Source organism: Pseudoalteromonas sp. NH0006-26, assembly GCF_057552415.1.
The window spans coordinates 76,868-94,110 of record NZ_BAAJMJ010000009.1; the positions used below are offsets into that span (position 1 = coordinate 76,868).

Genomic DNA, 17,243 nt, shown 5'->3' on the forward strand with positions numbered 1-17,243 from the left:
TATGGATTTAATAGTTTAATAGCAAGACAGATATTGTAACCAGAGTATTTTGCATGCGGGTTTATGACTAAAAAATTTGCAATATAGGGCTGCTTTGTTTATTTTGAGCACTTATTAATTTTAAGGGTAATCCGCAAGCCTAATGGATACTGAGATAGAACTGAAATTTTTGGTATCAGATGACGTCATTCCACTGATCCCCTCATTAATTACTCAATTTGCAAAAACAGTCACAAACAAACCTTCTAAAAGTTTGCAAAATGCTTATTTTGATACACCAAGCAGAGAGCTAAGAGCACTCGATATTGGTTTTAGAACGCGTTGTACAGACGAGCGCTGTGAGCAAACAATCAAGCTGGCAGGAGAAGTAGTAGGGGGCTTACATCAGCGCCCAGAATACAATCTTCCAATAGAAACAAATCGACCAAATCTAATGGCGTTTGATTCATCAATTTGGCCTCACGGTATGCAAATAGATGCCATATCGCAAAATCTATACCCTATATTTAGTACTAACTTCATTCGCCGTACGTGGTTAATTGAAACGCAAAATGGTGCCAAAATTGAAGTGGTATTAGATAAAGGTGAAGTCGCAGCGTCAGGTAAAGTAGAAATCATCAGCGAGCTTGAAATCGAGCTGGTTGAAGGCAGTCGTGAGGAGCTATTTGCTTTTGCCGATGTATTAGTGAGCCAAAATAATATTCGTTTAGGGCTCTATTCAAAAGCAGCAAGAGGCTATCGTCTTGCGGATGACTCACCGTTACAACCAAGTAAATCAATCGGTTTTGTTAAACTCAATAAGCAAGCGACTCAAGAGCAAGCCCTTATTGAAGCTATGGGTTTTGGTATTCGCTTTGTGCAAAAACACGAGCAATGCTATTTCGATAAGCCGAGCTTAAAAACATTAAAGCGCGTAACCGATGGCATTAGTTTAATTCGCCATAACTTTTGGCTGTTTGACGATATTGTGAGTAAAGAAAGTACCGAGCATCTTAGAACTGAACTTAAGTGGTTATTAAGCGAATTAGCATGGGTTGAAAATGCAATTCAGTTAAAAACTTATACCTCAAAGCGCCACGCTTTTTATAAAAAAATAAATAGCGCCCCAGCGTTAACGCAAGTTATTAACGATTTAAAAGAGTTACAGCCGAGCATTGACGATATTTTTTCGCTCTTTCATAGTGCCCGCTACAACCGTTTATTGCTGAGCTTAACCACATGGTTGATAAATAAGCAGTGGCGTAAAGATTGGAGCCAAGCAGAGCTACAAAATGCAGAGCAACCTATTGTGGATATTGCTCATCGCTTATTTGATAAAGATTGGAAAAACTTACACCGTTTACTCCCTAAAGAGCAAAGTTTAGCCGGTAATGATTACTTAAACTTTCGCACTCAATTAGAGAACAGTTTACTCAGTGGTAACTGTTTAGGCGCATTGTTTAATAAAGATGAGCGATTAGAGTTTAGGCTTCCTTGGCTGGATATTTCTCATGGTATGTATGAGCTAAGCACGCTTGATTATTTAAAACAGCTGTGTGGCGGGCAAGAAGATGCTCAACTAGCAAAAATACAACTATGGTTGGAACAAAAGTCTGACTTTTTAGTCAGTGCCATGGAGCAAAGTCGACACGCCTCATTTGATACAGAACCTTATTGGCTTTAATGGCTAAGCACTTTTGTAGCCGGACTTTGCTGCAAAAGTGCATGATTTTTTCACTTTTGTGTTTTGCTACCAATGTGTTTTCACAGCCATCTTGGCAACTTTACGAAAGTAAACAAGGGGTAAGTGTTTATTTTCAGCGTTTAACTGACGATACCTTGAAAATGAAAGCTGAAACGGTGGTTAACAATGTCACCGCAGAGGATTTAGTTGCTTTACTTAGTGATACCGATACAGCCCCTAGCTGGATAGAAAATATTACAAAGGTCACGTTACTCAAAAGTTTAAGCCCTTCAGAAAACTTAGTTTACAGTTATATTGATAGCCCGTGGCCTGTTAGCAATAGAGATGTGATTACTTATTCGTGCTATACAAGGGTGAGTTCGTTGCAAACGCAGCTTAGTATTCACGCGCGCCCAGATTTTTTACCTAAAACTAAAGGGGTAATAAGAATAAGCACCTTAGATGCAATGTGGCTGTTAACTCAGCAGGCGAAAAATTTGCACATTAGTTATCAGGTATATGCGTTACCAGGCGGTAAGATACCCACGTGGTTAAATAATCGGATCGCCCTAAAAAGTACCCTTAAGACGCTAATAAATCTTGCTGAAATACTCACTACTAAGCAGTACATAGCAAAGCCAACCGTTATTCGCACCGGTAATTGCACACATACCAAACCGCCGCAGTTATAAGCAAAAAAGTGACCTAAGAGGTCACTTTTTAGTGGGTAAAAGCTAATTAGTATTTAGCGGATTTACCGTCTTTGGGTAAAGACTGATTTATAAACTCGCGTAAATCGTTATTAGAGCTTTCTAAATCTGCGTGGCGTAGATACATCATGTGGCCACTGCGGTAGCCTTTAAAGCTTAATCTATCTTGCATTTTACCACTTGGATCTAATTGCCACATAGTATATTTGGCATCAAAGTAATTGGTTGCACCGTCAAAGTAGCCCGCCTGAACCATTACATTTAAATAAGGGTTTTGAGCCATGGCTAAGCGTAAATTTTCACCGGTATTATTTCCGCTTCTATCCCATGGGTGAACGTTACCAAATAAGTTATATTTGATATCGGTTTTGTAATTAAGCTCTTCACGAAGATAATAGTTAATTGCAGGAGTGAAAGAGTGCAGCCATGATGTAAGCTCTGCCCAGTAATCTGGTGACTCACCAGCATCGCGTTTATCTATGCCTAAATAGCGCGAATCCAGTCGACCAACCATTTGTCCGCGTTCACGTAATAACTCTTTCCAAAAAAACTGTGTTGGAATATCTAAATTGTTTTGACTAACAAATGTTTCAGATAAACCTGCATATTCAGCCATTTTTTTAATAATACGACGTTTTTCGTCAGGCGCAATAAAACCGCCTTTTGCAAGCGCAGGGATGAGCTCATTAACAGTAAACTGTTCAACTTCTGGTAATAGCTCGTCTAAATCTTTTGCTTGTAAATTGGCGTTTAATGCTTTGTGGTACCATGCAGTAGCTGCAAAGTAAGGTAGGCGGTTAGCTGCTTTTACTGGTCCGTCGCGTTTAATACCGATATCGGTAGGAGAAACGAGTACAACACCGTTAATGTACATCCACTGACTATTTTGCAGCTCATGGGCTAAACCCGATACACGAGTAGTACCATAGCTTTCACCAATTAAAAACTTTGGAGAGCGCCAACGTTCATTTCGAGATACAAAAGTATTAAGCCATTCTGCTAGGTATTTTATATCGGCATTAACGCCAAAAAATAACTCTTTTTGTTTGTCTTTAGGTAGAAGGTTACCGTCTTTATCTTCTACAACACGTGAATAACCTGTATTTACAGGGTTTACATAAACGATATCGGCGACATCTAAGACTGAATAAGGGTTATCTTTTACACCATAAGGTTGAATTGGGTAGCCTTCGTCGTCAATTTTTAAAACACGAGGGCCGGTGTAAGCTAAATGCATCCAAACCGATGCTGAGCCTGGGCCACCATTAAATGAAATAAGTAATGGACGCTTTGTTCTGTCATCTACTTTATCGCGGGTGTAGTAAGTGTATTGAAGGGTTGCGATGGCATCTCCCTTGTTATCCCATACCGGTTGTGTGCCTGTTGCTACCGTATACGAAAATCGTTCGTTATTTATTTTTGCTTTATGCTGAGTAACCACTTTACTGTCGATATCAATACGGCGTTGATTATCGGCAAATGTTGCACTTGTAAATGTGAGTGCAATTGCGGCAATGGGTAAAAATAGACTTCGACTAAATTTCATAAGAAACCCTTTTTATTTTATGTACTGCAGTTATAGCGATATTTCACTAAAAAACAAAAGTATTGAGACTAGCTGCCGATAATAATCGTTGAGTCTATGTAATTACCGATTAAGTTTTTTAAGTAATCAGTCGCTAAGCTTTACTTTATATCAAAGTGATTTTAAAAAAACGCACAACCACCTTAAAGGGTGAACGTAAATGAAAGGGAGTTTATGCAACGGGTTTTAATTGTTGAAGATAATATAAGGGTACAACAGGTACTCAAACATATTGCTGCTCATTATCTTGATGTGCGGGTTGATTTCGCTCAGTCACTTACTCAATGTAAAAAGTTACTAAATCAAACTAGTTATTCGCTCGCGTTAGTTGATTTATCTGTTGGTGGGCAAATCGATACTGATATAACTCGCTTTACACTGTCGCAAGGTATCCCTACGTTGGTGATGACAACGCAAACAGATGAACATACACGTTTAAAAATGCTGGAATTAGGTATTATCGATTACGTCATTAAAGATAATCGCGACTCTTATCTTTACGCCATAAAATTTGTAGCACAGTTATTGCGTAACCAGGGGCGCAAAGCGCTGGTTGTAGATAATTCCTTATTGAGCAGTAGCTTGGTTAAGCAAATGCTCGAAAAACAATTGTTTGACGTCATTACTGTTGATAATAGTGCGCAAGCTCTTCATATACTTGAGCATGATCAGGCTATCAACTTAGTGATCACTGACCATAACTTATCAGGTATGAATGGTTTTGAATTAATTAGAGCTATTCGTAATATTAAAAGCCGTGAGCAATTGGCCATTATTGGTTTAGCTGATGTATATAGTTATGGCGTTGCTGCACGGTTTATTAAATCAGGTGCGAATGACTTTTTAACTAAACCCTTCACCCATGAAGAGTTTCACTTTCGAGTGGTGCAAACTATGGAGTCAATATGGCTAAGTGATGCTAAAAAACCGGCCTTGTCTTTCGATGCGACAGAATAACTTTAATCTTAAATACATTATCAATGTTTATTTGGTGGGAGTGTAACGGTTAGTTAAGACGACTATTTACGTATTTATCGACTCGCACCAATCCTGCATTTTGCTTAAAAAAAGCGCACCTAAATGGTGCGTTTTTTTGTTTTTTATATTTTTTAATTTAATAACCTCATGTTTTTATTGCTAATTTAAAGGTGGCACAAAGGTTGGATTGTATAGAGCAAATACAATAACAAGCTAGTGTCCTAAGGGGGCCTTTGTGAAAATGATCAGTGCAATAATAAAGCCATTCAAACTAGATGATGTGCGTGAAGCACTCGCTGATTTAGGCATCGAAGGAATGACAGTGGTTGACGTTAAGGGGTTTGGACGTCAAAGAGGTCATACAGAGTTATACCGTGGTGCAGAGTACCAAGTTGACTTTATACCTAAAATTAAACTTGAAATTGCCACTCGTAGTGAAAATTGCCAACGCGTTGTAGAAACCATTACCAAAGTTGCTGGAACGGGCAAAATTGGTGACGGCAAAATTTTTGTTTACGACTTAGATCAAATCGTCCGTATTCGTACTGGCGAACTTGATGATGACGCAATTTAAGGGGGCAACATGGAAAATACAATTATAGAGCTGAAGTTTTCGCTCGATACGTTTTACTTTTTAATCTCTGGCATCTTAGTTATGTGGATGGCAGCCGGTTTTGCAATGTTAGAAGCTGGTTTAGTGCGCTCAAAAAATACCACAGAAATTCTAACTAAAAATATCGCACTTTATTCTATCGCTTGTACTATGTTTTTATTGGTTGGCTACAACATTATGTATGTAGACAACGTTGAAGGCGGAATTATTCCTTCATTTGGTGGCTTAATAGGTAGCGAAGCAGCAGATGCTAATCACTCACTAGAATCTGACTTTTTCTTCCAAGTAGTATTTGTTGCAACGGCTATGTCTATTGTGTCTGGCGCCGTAGCGGAGCGTATGAAGTTATGGGCTTTCTTAGTGTTTACAGTAGTACTAACAGGATTAATTTACCCAATTGAAGGTTACTGGACATGGGGTGGTGGCTTCTTATCTGAATTAGGCTTTGTTGATTTTGCAGGCTCTGCCATTGTACATGCAACTGGTGCAGCTGCAGCGCTTGCGGGTGTAATTCTACTGGGGGCACGTAAAGGTAAATATGGTAAAAATGGTGAAATTTACCCAATTCCAGGTTCAAACTTACCACTTGCTACATTGGGTACATTTATTTTGTGGATGGGTTGGTTTGGCTTTAACGGTGGATCACAGCTATTAATTTCAGATAAAGAAAATGCAACTGCAGTGGGTCAAATACTACTTAATACCAATGCTGCTGCTGCTATGGGTGCAATTTCAGCCTTGTTCTTATGTAAATTATTATGGGGTAAAGCCGATCTAACCATGGTTCTTAATGGCGCACTTGCAGGCTTAGTGGTTATTACTGCAGATCCATTATCACCTTCACCATTAATGGCGTGTTTATATGGCCTACTAGGTGGATCTTTGGTTGTACTAAGCATTGTGGCACTTGATAAAGTGAAAATTGACGACCCTGTAGGTGCCATCTCTGTGCATGGTGTATGTGGCATATTAGGTGTGGTATTAGTGCCGGTTACTAATGCAGAGGCTAACATTGTGGCGCAGTTAATTGGTTTACTATGTATCATTGGTTTTGTGTTTATCGCTTCATTCATTGTTTGGGCAGTCTTAAAACAAACCATGGGTATTCGTGTTACCGAAGAGGAAGAGCTAAACGGTATGGATCAACATGATTGTGGTATTGATGCTTACCCAGAGTTTGTTTCAGTAAGAAGCAATTAAAAGTAAAAGTATTGTGTGTTCAATCAAAGCCCTACTGAGTTAGGGCTTTTTTGATTTCAGGAAGGGTTAATTTTTCAGGTGTTAGAGTAATGTGATAAGCTCTTCGCGTTAAATCAACCTTTGGAATATATTACACTTAAATGGCTGAAAAAAAGAAAACACCGACCAGTAAATCCTCGACTAAGCGTGCTACTAAGTCATCTAAAACATCAGCGCGAAAAAGTGCTGCAAAAAAAGCCGCAAGTTCGGCTAAACGGCCATTTTTAAAAACGTTGTTTTCTATTTTTTGGAAACTAAGTCTGGCGACTTTCATCGCTGTAGCACTCTATTTTATTTATCTTGATGCAAAAATCACCCGCCAATTTGAGGGCAATAAATGGCAACTTCCAGCCCAAGTGTATGCGCGTTCAATGACCTTTTTCCCTGGGCAGTTTTTATCTGAGCAAGAAGTTTTATGGGAGCTTAAACGTTTAAATTACACGGCAGTTAATCGCTTGAGCCGCACAGGGCAATATATTAAAGCAGCCAATAGTATTAAGATTTTTCGTCGTGATTTTGAATTTTATGATGGTTTAGAGAGCGCTCATGTAATTGAACTGCGCTTTTCTGGAGAAAAGGTTGCCAGTATTAAGGATAAATTTGGTCGTCGCTTAAACACTGCCAGATTAGAGCCCGTACAAATAGCCCGTATAGGTAATGACTCAAAACAAGACCGTGAATTTGTGCCATTAGATAAATTTCCAGACATGCTTAAAAATGCTTTGTTAGTGGTCGAAGACCGCGATTTTTATGAGCATCACGGGGTATCGGTATTTTCTATTTTACGCGCTTTGTATACCAATATTCGCGCAGGAAGAACCGTACAAGGGGGCAGCACACTCACCCAACAGCTAGCTAAAAATATTTACCTTACTCGCGAACGTTCGTTAGTACGCAAAATCAATGAAGCCTTTATTGCGCTTATTCTTGATTATCGTTACTCAAAAGATCAGATTCTCGAGGCCTATTTAAACGAAGTCTACCTAGGTCAGTCTTATAACCAAGGTGTGCATGGTATGGGATTAGCGGCCGAGTTTTACTTTGCAAAACCCGTTGATGAACTCGAGTACGACCAAATTGCCCTGCTGGTGGCCATGGTCAAAGGCCCTTCATATTACAATCCACGACGTTACAAAGAACGTGCTATGGAGCGTCGTGACTTAGTGCTACGTTTAATGGTCGATAATAAACTTATTTCCACCAAAGAGTATCGAGCCTCGTTAAAGCGCGCCATTGATATTGCGCCAATGAAAGCCAGCTTACAAAAGTCTTACCCAGGTTACTTAGAGTTGGTTAATCGCGAACTGAAAAAACTGCTACCTGATCAAGAAGTATTAGATGCGGGAGTACGCGTATTTACCTACTTCGATTTGCAAAAACAAACCGCAATGGAAGAATCGATTCAGGCCAGTTTACCTTACTTGGAAAGACGTCCAAATACCAAAGAATTAGAAGCGGCGATGATCTCCGTTAATGTTGAAAAAGCTGGTGTGTCAGCGCTAGTATCCGGACGTGATGTGCGCTATTCAGGGTTTAACCGCGTGCTCGATACCAAACGCAATATTGGCTCATTAGTTAAACCGGCAGTGTATTTAAGTGCACTGCAGCTTCCTCATTATAATTTAGCGACGTTGCTTGATGATTCACCTGTTCAAGTCACTAATGAAGAGGGAAATATTTGGCAGCCTGAAAACTTTGATCGTCAATATCGAGGTGCTGTGCCACTTTATAAGGCATTTAGCCACAGTATTAATATTCCGGCAGTTAACTTAGGGCTTGATGTTGGGGTCGATAAAGTCGCTAACACGCTCAGGGGCTTAGGAGCTAAAGGTTATATTAATGAATACCCATCGTTGTTATTAGGGGCTATTGAAATGTCGAGCTTTGAAGTGGCGCAGCTTTATACCACTATTGCTGCAGATGGCGAATATAGAGAGCTGACGTCTATCTCTGCGTTAACCGACTCGGTTGGTAAAGTACTTTATAAGCATAAAGTGAGTAACGAACAACGTTTTGCTAAAGATGCCATGTATATGACCAAATACGCTATGAAGCGGGTAACTAAAGATGGCACCGCTAAACGCTTAAATTTACATTTTCCGTCGATTCAGCTCGCAGGTAAAACAGGTACCAGTAACGAATTACGCGACAGCTGGTTTGCTGGGTTTGATCAAAATACAGTGACGGTTGCATGGCTTGGCCGTGACGATAATAAAAGCACCGGTTTGACTGGTAGTGTAGGGGCGCTTGAAACCTATATTCGTTATTTAAAACCGCTAAACCCGCAAGCTATTGCCGATACGCGTCCGCCTTCAATTCGGTGGGCATTTGTTAACGAGCAAACAGGTAAGCAAGCACCACCAGGCTGTGGAAAAGTGATTCAACTACCACTCAGAGCCAGTGAGTTTAAACCAAGACCCCAATGTATTCGCTAAGGAATAAAAACAAAAAAAGCCCGAAAGGGCTTTTTTTATGGGTAAGCGTTCATATGAGCTAAACGTTATAGCTTAGCAAAAGCGCGCTCTGCCGCTTCAATTGTTGCTTGAACTTCTTGCTCTGTGTGCGCAGCACACACAAAACCGGCTTCAAACGCTGATGGTGCTAAATAAACTCCTTCTTCAAGCATTAAGTGGAAGAACTTTTTAAAGCGTTCTAAATCACATTCAGTGGCTTGTTGGTAAGTAGTTACTTTTTCTGCATCAGTAAAGAAAAAGCCATACATGCCGCCAGCGTAGTTAGTCGTTAAGGCAATGCCTGCTTTCTTAGCTGCAGCTTCAAAGCCTTCACAAATCGCTTTACTAATAGCTTCTAATTTTTCGTGAACGCCAGGTGCACTTAGTAACTCAAGTGATTTTAAACCTGCAGCCATCGCAATTGGGTTTCCTGAAAGTGTACCCGCTTGATAAACTGGGCCTACAGGGGCGATGTAATCCATAATTTCTGTTTTACCACCAAACGCGCCTACTGGCATGCCACCACCAATTACTTTACCTAAACAGGTTAAGTCTGGTTTGATGTTGTAGTAAGCCTGAGCGCCACCAAGGGCTACACGAAAACCTGTCATTACTTCGTCAAAAATAAGCACAGATTGGTACTGATCACAGACTTCACGCAGTCCTTCTAAAAAGCCAGGTACTGGTGGGATACAGTTCATGTTACCTGCAACTGGCTCAACAATAATACACGCGATTTCATCTGCGTATTTAGCAAAAATAGCTTTCACTTCTTCAATATTGTTAAACGATACCGTGAGTGTATGCTTAGCTAAATCTTCAGGAATGCCCGGAGAGTTAGGTACACCCATAGTTAATGCACCAGAGCCGGCTTTTACTAGCAGTGAATCTGCATGGCCGTGGTAACACCCTTCAAATTTTAATATTTTGTCACGACCAGTAAAGCCACGGGCTAAGCGAATTGCACTCATTGTTGCTTCGGTACCTGAGCTTACCATACGTACTTTTTCGATTGATGGTACTAGCTCTTTAACTTTTTCAGCCATTAAAATTTCAGCTTCAGTAGGCGCTCCGTAGCTTAAACCATTTTCTACCGCATCATGCACTGCTTGTTTAATTTCAGGGTGATTGTGGCCCATAATCATTGGGCCCCAAGAGCCCACATAATCAATGTAACGGTTGCCATCAGCATCAAATGTAAACGCGCCCTGTGCTTTAGTAATAAACAGCGGAGTACCACCTACACCATTAAAAGCACGCACTGGTGAATTTACGCCACCAGGAATAGAGTCTTGAGCTCGTTTAAATAAGTCTTGGCTAATTGTCATGAAAAATCCTATTGTTTTATCACTTTAAAATTAAAAGCTTAGCTATCGCGTTTGCGGCTAAACCAAGGAACGTCTACTTCATACTGCTCGACTTTGTTTTCTACGCCGAGGGTTAAAGCAAACAGCGCCATACGAATAAGTACGCCATTTTGTACTTGGCGGAATATTGCTAGATTGTCGTTAGCATTTAAGTCGTTATCAAGTTCGTTTGCCTCTAAACGGCTATCGCGAGGAAGCGGATGCATTAATACCGAATTAGGTTTGCAATGGCTATTGTAAATAGACTGGCTAATTCTAAATCCACCACGGTACTTGTTGGCTTCTTCTTGCGACGGAAAACGCTCTTCTTGAATGCGTGTTTGATAAACGATATCGGCTGCTAAGTTACCTTCCATTTTATCAACCAGCTCAATTTTATGTCCTGCATTTTCAACGGCAGATAAAATCGAGTCAGGCATTTGCAAGCCATTAGGGGCAACCATCGAAAACTTAATGCCTTTGTAATGACACAATAGCTTAGATAGCGAGTGAACGGTACGACCATATTTTAAATCGCCGACTAGCGCAATATGCATACCATCAATATTTTGATCGAAGCGGCTAAGTTCACGCTCAATGGTTAATAAATCAAGCAGTGCTTGAGTAGGGTGCTCATTGGGGCCATCGCCACCGTTTATTACTGGTACGCTGCAGCCTGTTGCAAATTCAGCTACAGAGCCTGAGTCAGGATGGCGCATTGCAACCGCATCAGCATAGGCTGAAATAACACGTGCGGTATCATATAGAGACTCGCCTTTAGCAAGCGCTGAGCTTTGCATACCGGTGGTTTCACGAACTAGTCCACCGAGTAAATTAAACGCAGTGCCAAAACTAACACGAGTACGCGTACTAGGTTCAAAAAACAGGTTCGCTAAAATAGCGCCTTCAAGCACATTGGTACGCTTTTGTTTTTTAGCGTATGGCTCCATTTTTTTTGCCACAGTAAATATACGTTCAATACAGTCTCGATCGAGTTGATTAACAGAGAGTATATTTTCACCTTGGAAACTGAACATGGGGTTATTCCTAGTTATTCAAAAAGGCGCGATAATCCATAAAGGAGCACGCAATCGCGCGTATTATACAAACTTAGTTTGCGACTTGGCAGTGTAATTTATAATCCTGTATTTAAAAGCTTGGCTTAATTATGGCTAAGGCAACTATTACGAGTAACGCTAAAACAGGTAGCTCGTTGAAAATTCGGTAAAACCGATCGCTTTTAGTATTTCTATCGTGTTTAAAATCAGCTAATAACTTGAAACAGTAGCCATGATAAATATATAAAATGATTACCAGCACTAGTTTGTAATGCAACCACATGCTGTAACGAAACCATTCGCGGCCGTATTCAAAGATGGTTAACACGCCAAATACTGCGGTAAGCACAGCAAAGGGAGTAACAAAATAAAGTAGCCGACGTTCCATTACTTTTAGCATTGAGTTACACGATTTTTCTTCACTCATAGCGTGATAAACAAAAAGGCGAGGTAGGTAAAAAATACCGGCAAACCAAGCAATCATAAAAAATACGTGCAAGGTTTTGTAAATTAATAATGCGCTCATACTGTTCTCATTATTGTTAAAGTAAACTGTTGCGTATGGTTAGAATATGGTGGATTTGATCCCACCGTAGTAATCCCATAATTTGTTGATTATCTAGCAAGTTATACACATAAAGCGCGCCACTGCGTTTATCATTTAAAATTTCAAATGCATCTGCAAGGGTGGCTTGGCTGCTAATACCTTGTAAGCTAATGTATTTTATATTGACCGCCTGATCAGACATTAAACTTAAGTCATATTCAGCTAGGCGATAACCATTTTCTTCGTCAAACACAATTAACGGTGTTTGGCTGTCCATGGCATCTAGGCTGTTTTTTATTTGCTCTTTATCATCGGAGTAGAGCAGTTTAAAGTCTTCATCCATATCATCCATCACCCCTACTTTTTGTAGGGCTTCAGTGGCGGGAGATACATGGTAAGGTAATCCCTGAAAGTCTAATTGCTGTAAAAATATAGAGCGGTTACCAAATACCTGCAAAGCTGTAACGTAGGCGGTGGTAATGACGATCATCGCCGGTACAATAATTTCCGGTGAAGAGGTCAGCTCCATCACGGTGGTCAGTGCTGCTAAGGGGGAGTGCAACGTTGCCGCCAGTAAGCCTGCCATGCCAAGCACGCCATAAGTGCCTGCTATGTCAGTCCCTGGACTAATAAACTGGGCAAAAAATGCCATTAAAGTGCCGGTTAAAACGCCAAGCCCAATAACGGGACCAATTAACCCACCAGGGATACCTAAGCCAATAGCAAACAAAGTGGCTAATAACTTGGCAATTAAAATAGTGGTGAGTAGTTGAATATTTTCAGGTGACTCTACCGCAATAGTTATCGCACTCATACCCGAGCCCATTGCTTGTGGAACTGCGTAAGCAATTAAACTGGCAATGCACCCTGCAATTATTAAACGTGGAAACATACTTAATGGTTTAAAGGTTTTAATGATCAGCATTAAGTTTTGGTTAAAAGCATAAGCCACCGCGCCCAGCCCCATGCCACACAAAATCAAATAGGGGTAATGCCAACCACTTAAGGGGGCAATGCTAATCAACGCAAGTTCTGAGCCCTCACCAAATACAAACTGAGTGGCTAATGCGCCGGTAACAGCTGCGAGCATTATCGGCACAAAAATATGTACTTTGTATTCCCTGAGCACCACTTCCATTACAAAAATAACCGCAGCAAGAGGCGTATTGAACGACGCAGCAATTCCCGCGGCAACGCCACAACCACTGAGGGTACGCATAGCGTTGTGAGGTAAGTGTAATTTATTCGCTAATATGCTTGCCCCTGCTGCTCCCATGTGAACTGATGGGCCTTCCCGGCCAACAGAAAAACCACTGATCAGTGCCAGCGCACCACCAACAAACTGATTAACCGTGTTATATAGTGGCATTTGCCCGTAATGGCGCTTAATTCTGTGTATTACAAAAGGAATACCTAAACGGTAATGTTTAAAGCCAGTAAAAGCCGCAAATGTAGCTATTAATAACGCTGCGACTAAGGGCATTAATACCCGTTCTAAAGTGGGTAGAGTGGTAAAATCGTCAGGGGTTTCTAGAAATAAGCTTTGAAAAAATAAAATGGTTAAGCGGAACAGTATAATAAAAAATGCAGCAATTAATCCGGCACTTACGCCTAATAAGCATAATTGTACGGATGTTTTTGGTTTTGCTAATCGACGTCTCAGTCGCTCAAGCCACATGCTTTATTTCCCCGTAGCATTTTTAGGCGTCAAGTTTATCAAATGAATAACGCTAAGTCGTTGTGATTTTGAAAAATAGCGCACTTATTGATAACTTTTCTTGCAAACTATCTGTTTGCAGCAGCATCAAGGCGTTGTTGAAGTGCAGGGAGTCTATTTTTGATAGCCTTTGATAGCTCAGGTACAAGGAGGGCATGCTTCTTATTTATCACTGTATTTATGGCTATTTGTCTTAATTCGATGAGATGAAAGTCTTTCAATAGTCTAGCGCGTTCAGAAGGCCGAGAAGGGTACAGTAAATAATCGAGCCGACCTTTCTTTAGCATTAAAAGAGAGTTATCAATATTTTCGTTAGTGGTTATGTTGGCTCGAATGTTGAATTCAGTGAGTAATTCAATATTACCAAGTGCAGAGGTAATATTTATTGTGTCATCACTTAAAATATCTCTGTTGCAACTGAGCTGCTTTTGACACAGCAAGACAATATCGATGTTCCCTAAACTAGGTTCAACAAGAATAATGTTTTTATATTGAGACATATTTTGTGCCGCTCTGGCAACATCGGCATCTATAATTCCTGCATCCAATAATATTAACCCTCGTTTTGCTAGGATAGGGCGAATTTCAGTGCTAATGCCCAATTCACCATACACTTGTGCAATAAACTGACTATAAGGCTCTGCTAAAGGGATATTAATTTTCGTCAACAGTAATTTTCTGGGTTTTATGTATTCAACTTTTGAGTCATTGATTTGGGTTAATAGTTGCTCAAGTAGCTTAACTCGGGGTTGGTTATCTTCCTGATCTCGCATGGCGATCACAAAGGGAGCATTAGGGAATTGAATTAATGTTTTAGGAGGAGGGGTTTTGAGTTTATCCGCATAGTGACTAAATATCTTAGGATCGCTAAGGACTAAATCAAGCGAGTGATTTACTAGCATCGTTAATAAATCTTGTTCTGAATTAGCTCGTACTATATTGTCTGAATAGCTTGCGATAAGGCGTTCTATGGCTTCTGGATAGGTATATGAACTGACAATGCCGATACGATTACCACTAAAAAGTTGCTCTTGATGGGTGTAATCTTGACGCGTATCTTGCGCTGATAATAATGCAAGTTGCGAGCGAGTAATGATCCCAGAGGGCATAAATCCGCTTCCAACTCCAGAAAGCCATGAGGGGTAATAACCTACATATTCGTTTAAAGTGGCCTTAAGTTGTGCTTCTTTCCAAGGTAAATATTCAACCTCTAAAGCAATGCCTTGAGTGCTTAACAATGTTCGTAGTTCATTAATCGCAGTCCCTCCATTTTTAATATGGGCACTTGCATAAGGAGGCCATTCAAACGAGGTGATTTTCCAGGTTGAATTCTTTTTATTTTCATCAGCATAAGCGATTGTGTGACTAAATAAAAAAATGAAACACACAGTGATTAATAAGTTACGCATCCACAGAAAGCTCTTATTGTTTATGCGATATACTATAGGTCAAGAACAGAATAAACCCATAAAAAATAATGGCTAAAATAGAGAACAACGTCACAGTGACATTGTAATTTACACAAAATGGCCGTTTGTAAGCGAGCATTCCGATAAAATGTATTGTCTAAATTCCCATGCCTAAAAAGCACGCAGATAATATAATCCAAAATAAGCGTTCATCTTTTAGATGTGAGTGACTAATACGCAAAGAGATTAAAAAATAAATATAGGTAGCTATAAAAAGCCATTAAAACAAACAGAGCGACAAGCAATACACCGTAGTGGGCTGCCATAACAGGTGCTTTATCCATATTGGAAGTTACAAAATGAAGTTTAAAGTGGGCAATCAATCTAATATTCCTTCATCTACATACTACTCATTAAAATTATGTACTATTAGATAAAAATACAGCTCAATAATAAACGGTTAGTCAAAAAATACTTTTAATAAGAAAGTTGTTTAAGACAAGGATAAATAAATTTAATGCGGGCTCACTTAAAATAAAGGGCTTATTTTGGCGCAAAGGATTTAATGAATAAATAGTTAAGCCATCACATTGGCGGGGCTGATTTATAAAACTGGACTATACTTGATTAAAACACTCAGGTATTAGATAATCTTGTGTATTAGCATTAAGGTATTGAGGGTTATAAGATGTCTGAAGAATTACCCATTAAGTTTAGCGACGCAGCTGCTGTGCGTGTTAAACAGTTAATCGACGAAGAAGAAAACCCAGATCTAAAACTGCGTGTTTATGTTACAGGCGGTGGGTGTTCAGGTTTTCAATACGGTTTTACTTTTGATGAAAAAGCAAACCCGGGCGATTTAGAAATTGTTAAAAACGGGGTTACCTTAGTCATTGACCCTATGAGTATCCAGTATTTAGTTGATGGTGAAGTTGACTACACCGAAGGATTAGAAGGGGCACGCTTTTTTGTCTCTAATCCTAATGCCACCACGACATGTGGCTGTGGCGCTAGTTTTAGCGTATAAAAATATCGTTATTCAAAAAAACCGCTTAATCAGCGGTTTTTTTATGTCTGTAGTAATTATAACTCAGTTGGGCTGTATTCTGTTACTTGCATCATCAACACAAAAAAACCAAGTACAAACGCTGAGAAGGCTAAAATATAGATAAAGCCTTTTTTACCCTGCTTTAATGGAATTGCATAATGACGCAAAAAAAAGTACCACCCCAAGCATAAAATAATAGGCAGTAAAAAGAGTAGTCTAAACATGATTTAATCTCTATTAGCTAGGGACAATAAACCCTAATAATAAACAGCTTATTTTTAAATGAAACAAAAAAGTTATAAAAATATTTAACCTTATTCAGACTTGGTAAATATTTGTTGTTAAACTTTAATCGCAGAATTACTAATTAATCATTCAGATCAACGGTGAATGGTATATAATGTATCCAAGAATGAAACGGGCAAGGTTTCATTTTTCACAATAATAAAGAGTTAGTACATATTTGAGAGTTTTTTGTTGGTTGAATTGTAAGCGTTTACACTGCGCTTAAGTCAGTGGCAGTGAGTTTATGGTGTTGACGACGATGAGCACTTGGCAATATGTACAGTTAAACAACGAGTAGGAGTTGTATATGATGGGTAAAACCGTATCTTCGGAAGAAAATGCAAAGTTAACAAAGTGGCTTAAAACTAAGCGCCATGAAAAAGGCTACACAATGCGCAGCTTAGCGCAAATTTTGGGCACGCCACATTCTTTTATAGGCAAAATAGAAAACCAAGAGCGTCGCTTAGATGTGATTGAGTTTGTTCGCTATTGTAATGCATTAGAAGTCGACCCGTATGAAGCATTAAGCTTAATTAAAGCTGATTAACGCTTTTAGGCTGTAATTGCAAAGCTAAGCTTAACGTTTACAGCC

General features: G+C 39.7%; 16 protein-coding genes. 8 read left to right on the top strand and 8 right to left on the bottom strand.

Annotation, left to right across the window (positions count from 1 at the left end; all coding sequences use genetic code 11):
• The first annotated feature begins 142 nt into the window (after positions 1–142).
• Both AC27JR_RS13680 and AC27JR_RS13685 read left to right on the top strand, forming a co-directional pair.
• A complete protein-coding gene (locus AC27JR_RS13680) occupies positions 143–1,663 on the top strand; it encodes a CYTH and CHAD domain-containing protein (RefSeq protein ID WP_131690648.1) in 1,521 nt (506 codons plus the stop codon).
• The gene (locus tag AC27JR_RS13685) at positions 1,663–2,355 is read left to right on the top strand and encodes an START domain-containing protein (RefSeq protein ID WP_487173912.1); all 693 of its coding nucleotides are present in this window, start codon (positions 1,663–1,665) and stop codon (positions 2,353–2,355) included. Before AC27JR_RS13680 ends, AC27JR_RS13685 begins: the two co-directional genes overlap by 1 nt.
• Before the next feature lie 46 nt (positions 2,356–2,401).
• On the opposite strand, the gene AC27JR_RS13690 is transcribed toward AC27JR_RS13685, so the two are convergent.
• Entirely contained in the window at positions 2,402–3,919 is a 1,518-nt protein-coding gene (locus AC27JR_RS13690) for a S10 family peptidase (protein WP_487173913.1), read from the bottom strand.
• Between the two features lie 213 nt (positions 3,920–4,132).
• Between AC27JR_RS13690 and AC27JR_RS13695 the strand changes: the two genes are divergently transcribed.
• From AC27JR_RS13695 to mrcB, 4 genes are all read left to right on the top strand, one after another.
• Positions 4,133–4,915 carry a response regulator gene (locus AC27JR_RS13695; RefSeq protein ID WP_010391069.1) on the top strand — a complete coding sequence of 261 codons (783 nt, stop codon included), beginning with the start codon at positions 4,133–4,135 and terminating at the stop codon, positions 4,913–4,915.
• Between the two features lie 256 nt (positions 4,916–5,171).
• A complete protein-coding gene (locus tag AC27JR_RS13700) occupies positions 5,172–5,510 on the top strand; it encodes a P-II family nitrogen regulator (protein WP_010391070.1) in 339 nt (112 codons plus the stop codon).
• Between the two features lie 9 nt (positions 5,511–5,519).
• Positions 5,520–6,749 carry an ammonium transporter gene (locus tag AC27JR_RS13705; protein WP_008465925.1) on the top strand — a complete coding sequence of 410 codons (1,230 nt, stop codon included), beginning with the start codon at positions 5,520–5,522 and terminating at the stop codon, positions 6,747–6,749.
• 140 nt (positions 6,750–6,889) lie between these two features.
• Positions 6,890–9,223, top strand: a complete 2,334-nt coding sequence (gene mrcB / locus AC27JR_RS13710) for a penicillin-binding protein 1B (RefSeq protein ID WP_487173914.1) — start codon at positions 6,890–6,892, stop codon at positions 9,221–9,223.
• A 65-nt stretch (positions 9,224–9,288) separates the two neighbouring features.
• On the opposite strand, the gene hemL is transcribed toward mrcB, so the two are convergent.
• The 6 genes from hemL to AC27JR_RS13740 form a co-directional block, all read right to left on the bottom strand.
• Entirely contained in the window at positions 9,289–10,569 is a 1,281-nt protein-coding gene (hemL, locus tag AC27JR_RS13715) for a glutamate-1-semialdehyde 2,1-aminomutase (protein ID WP_069440337.1), read from the bottom strand.
• Positions 10,570–10,607: 38 nt separating this feature from the next.
• Entirely contained in the window at positions 10,608–11,624 is a 1,017-nt protein-coding gene (locus AC27JR_RS13720) for an aspartate carbamoyltransferase (protein ID WP_487173915.1), read from the bottom strand.
• A 112-nt stretch (positions 11,625–11,736) separates the two neighbouring features.
• Positions 11,737–12,171, bottom strand: coding sequence for a CopD family protein (locus AC27JR_RS13725; protein ID WP_008111866.1), 435 nt, complete (start codon positions 12,169–12,171; stop codon positions 11,737–11,739).
• 16 nt (positions 12,172–12,187) lie between these two features.
• Positions 12,188–13,870: a chloride channel protein gene (locus AC27JR_RS13730; RefSeq protein WP_464709649.1), complete on the bottom strand. Its 1,683-nt coding sequence runs from the start codon at positions 13,868–13,870 to the stop codon at positions 12,188–12,190.
• 107 nt (positions 13,871–13,977) lie between these two features.
• Positions 13,978–15,318, bottom strand: a complete 1,341-nt coding sequence (locus AC27JR_RS13735) for a hypothetical protein (protein ID WP_487173916.1) — start codon at positions 15,316–15,318, stop codon at positions 13,978–13,980.
• Positions 15,319–15,331: 13 nt separating this feature from the next.
• Positions 15,332–15,472: an MHYT domain-containing protein gene (locus AC27JR_RS13740; protein ID WP_487173931.1), complete on the bottom strand. Its 141-nt coding sequence runs from the start codon at positions 15,470–15,472 to the stop codon at positions 15,332–15,334.
• Positions 15,473–16,006: 534 nt separating this feature from the next.
• Here AC27JR_RS13740 and erpA point away from each other — a divergent pair.
• Positions 16,007–16,345, top strand: coding sequence for an iron-sulfur cluster insertion protein ErpA (gene erpA / locus AC27JR_RS13745; RefSeq protein ID WP_002958911.1), 339 nt, complete (start codon positions 16,007–16,009; stop codon positions 16,343–16,345).
• A gap of 56 nt (positions 16,346–16,401) precedes the next feature.
• Here the strand turns inward: erpA and AC27JR_RS13750 are convergent, their stop codons facing one another.
• Positions 16,402–16,590, bottom strand: coding sequence for a hypothetical protein (locus AC27JR_RS13750; protein WP_487173917.1), 189 nt, complete (start codon positions 16,588–16,590; stop codon positions 16,402–16,404).
• Positions 16,591–16,958: 368 nt separating this feature from the next.
• Between AC27JR_RS13750 and AC27JR_RS13755 the strand changes: the two genes are divergently transcribed.
• The gene (locus AC27JR_RS13755; protein WP_008111877.1) at positions 16,959–17,198 is read left to right on the top strand and encodes a helix-turn-helix domain-containing protein; all 240 of its coding nucleotides are present in this window, start codon (positions 16,959–16,961) and stop codon (positions 17,196–17,198) included.
• The last annotated feature ends 45 nt before the right edge of the window (positions 17,199–17,243 follow it).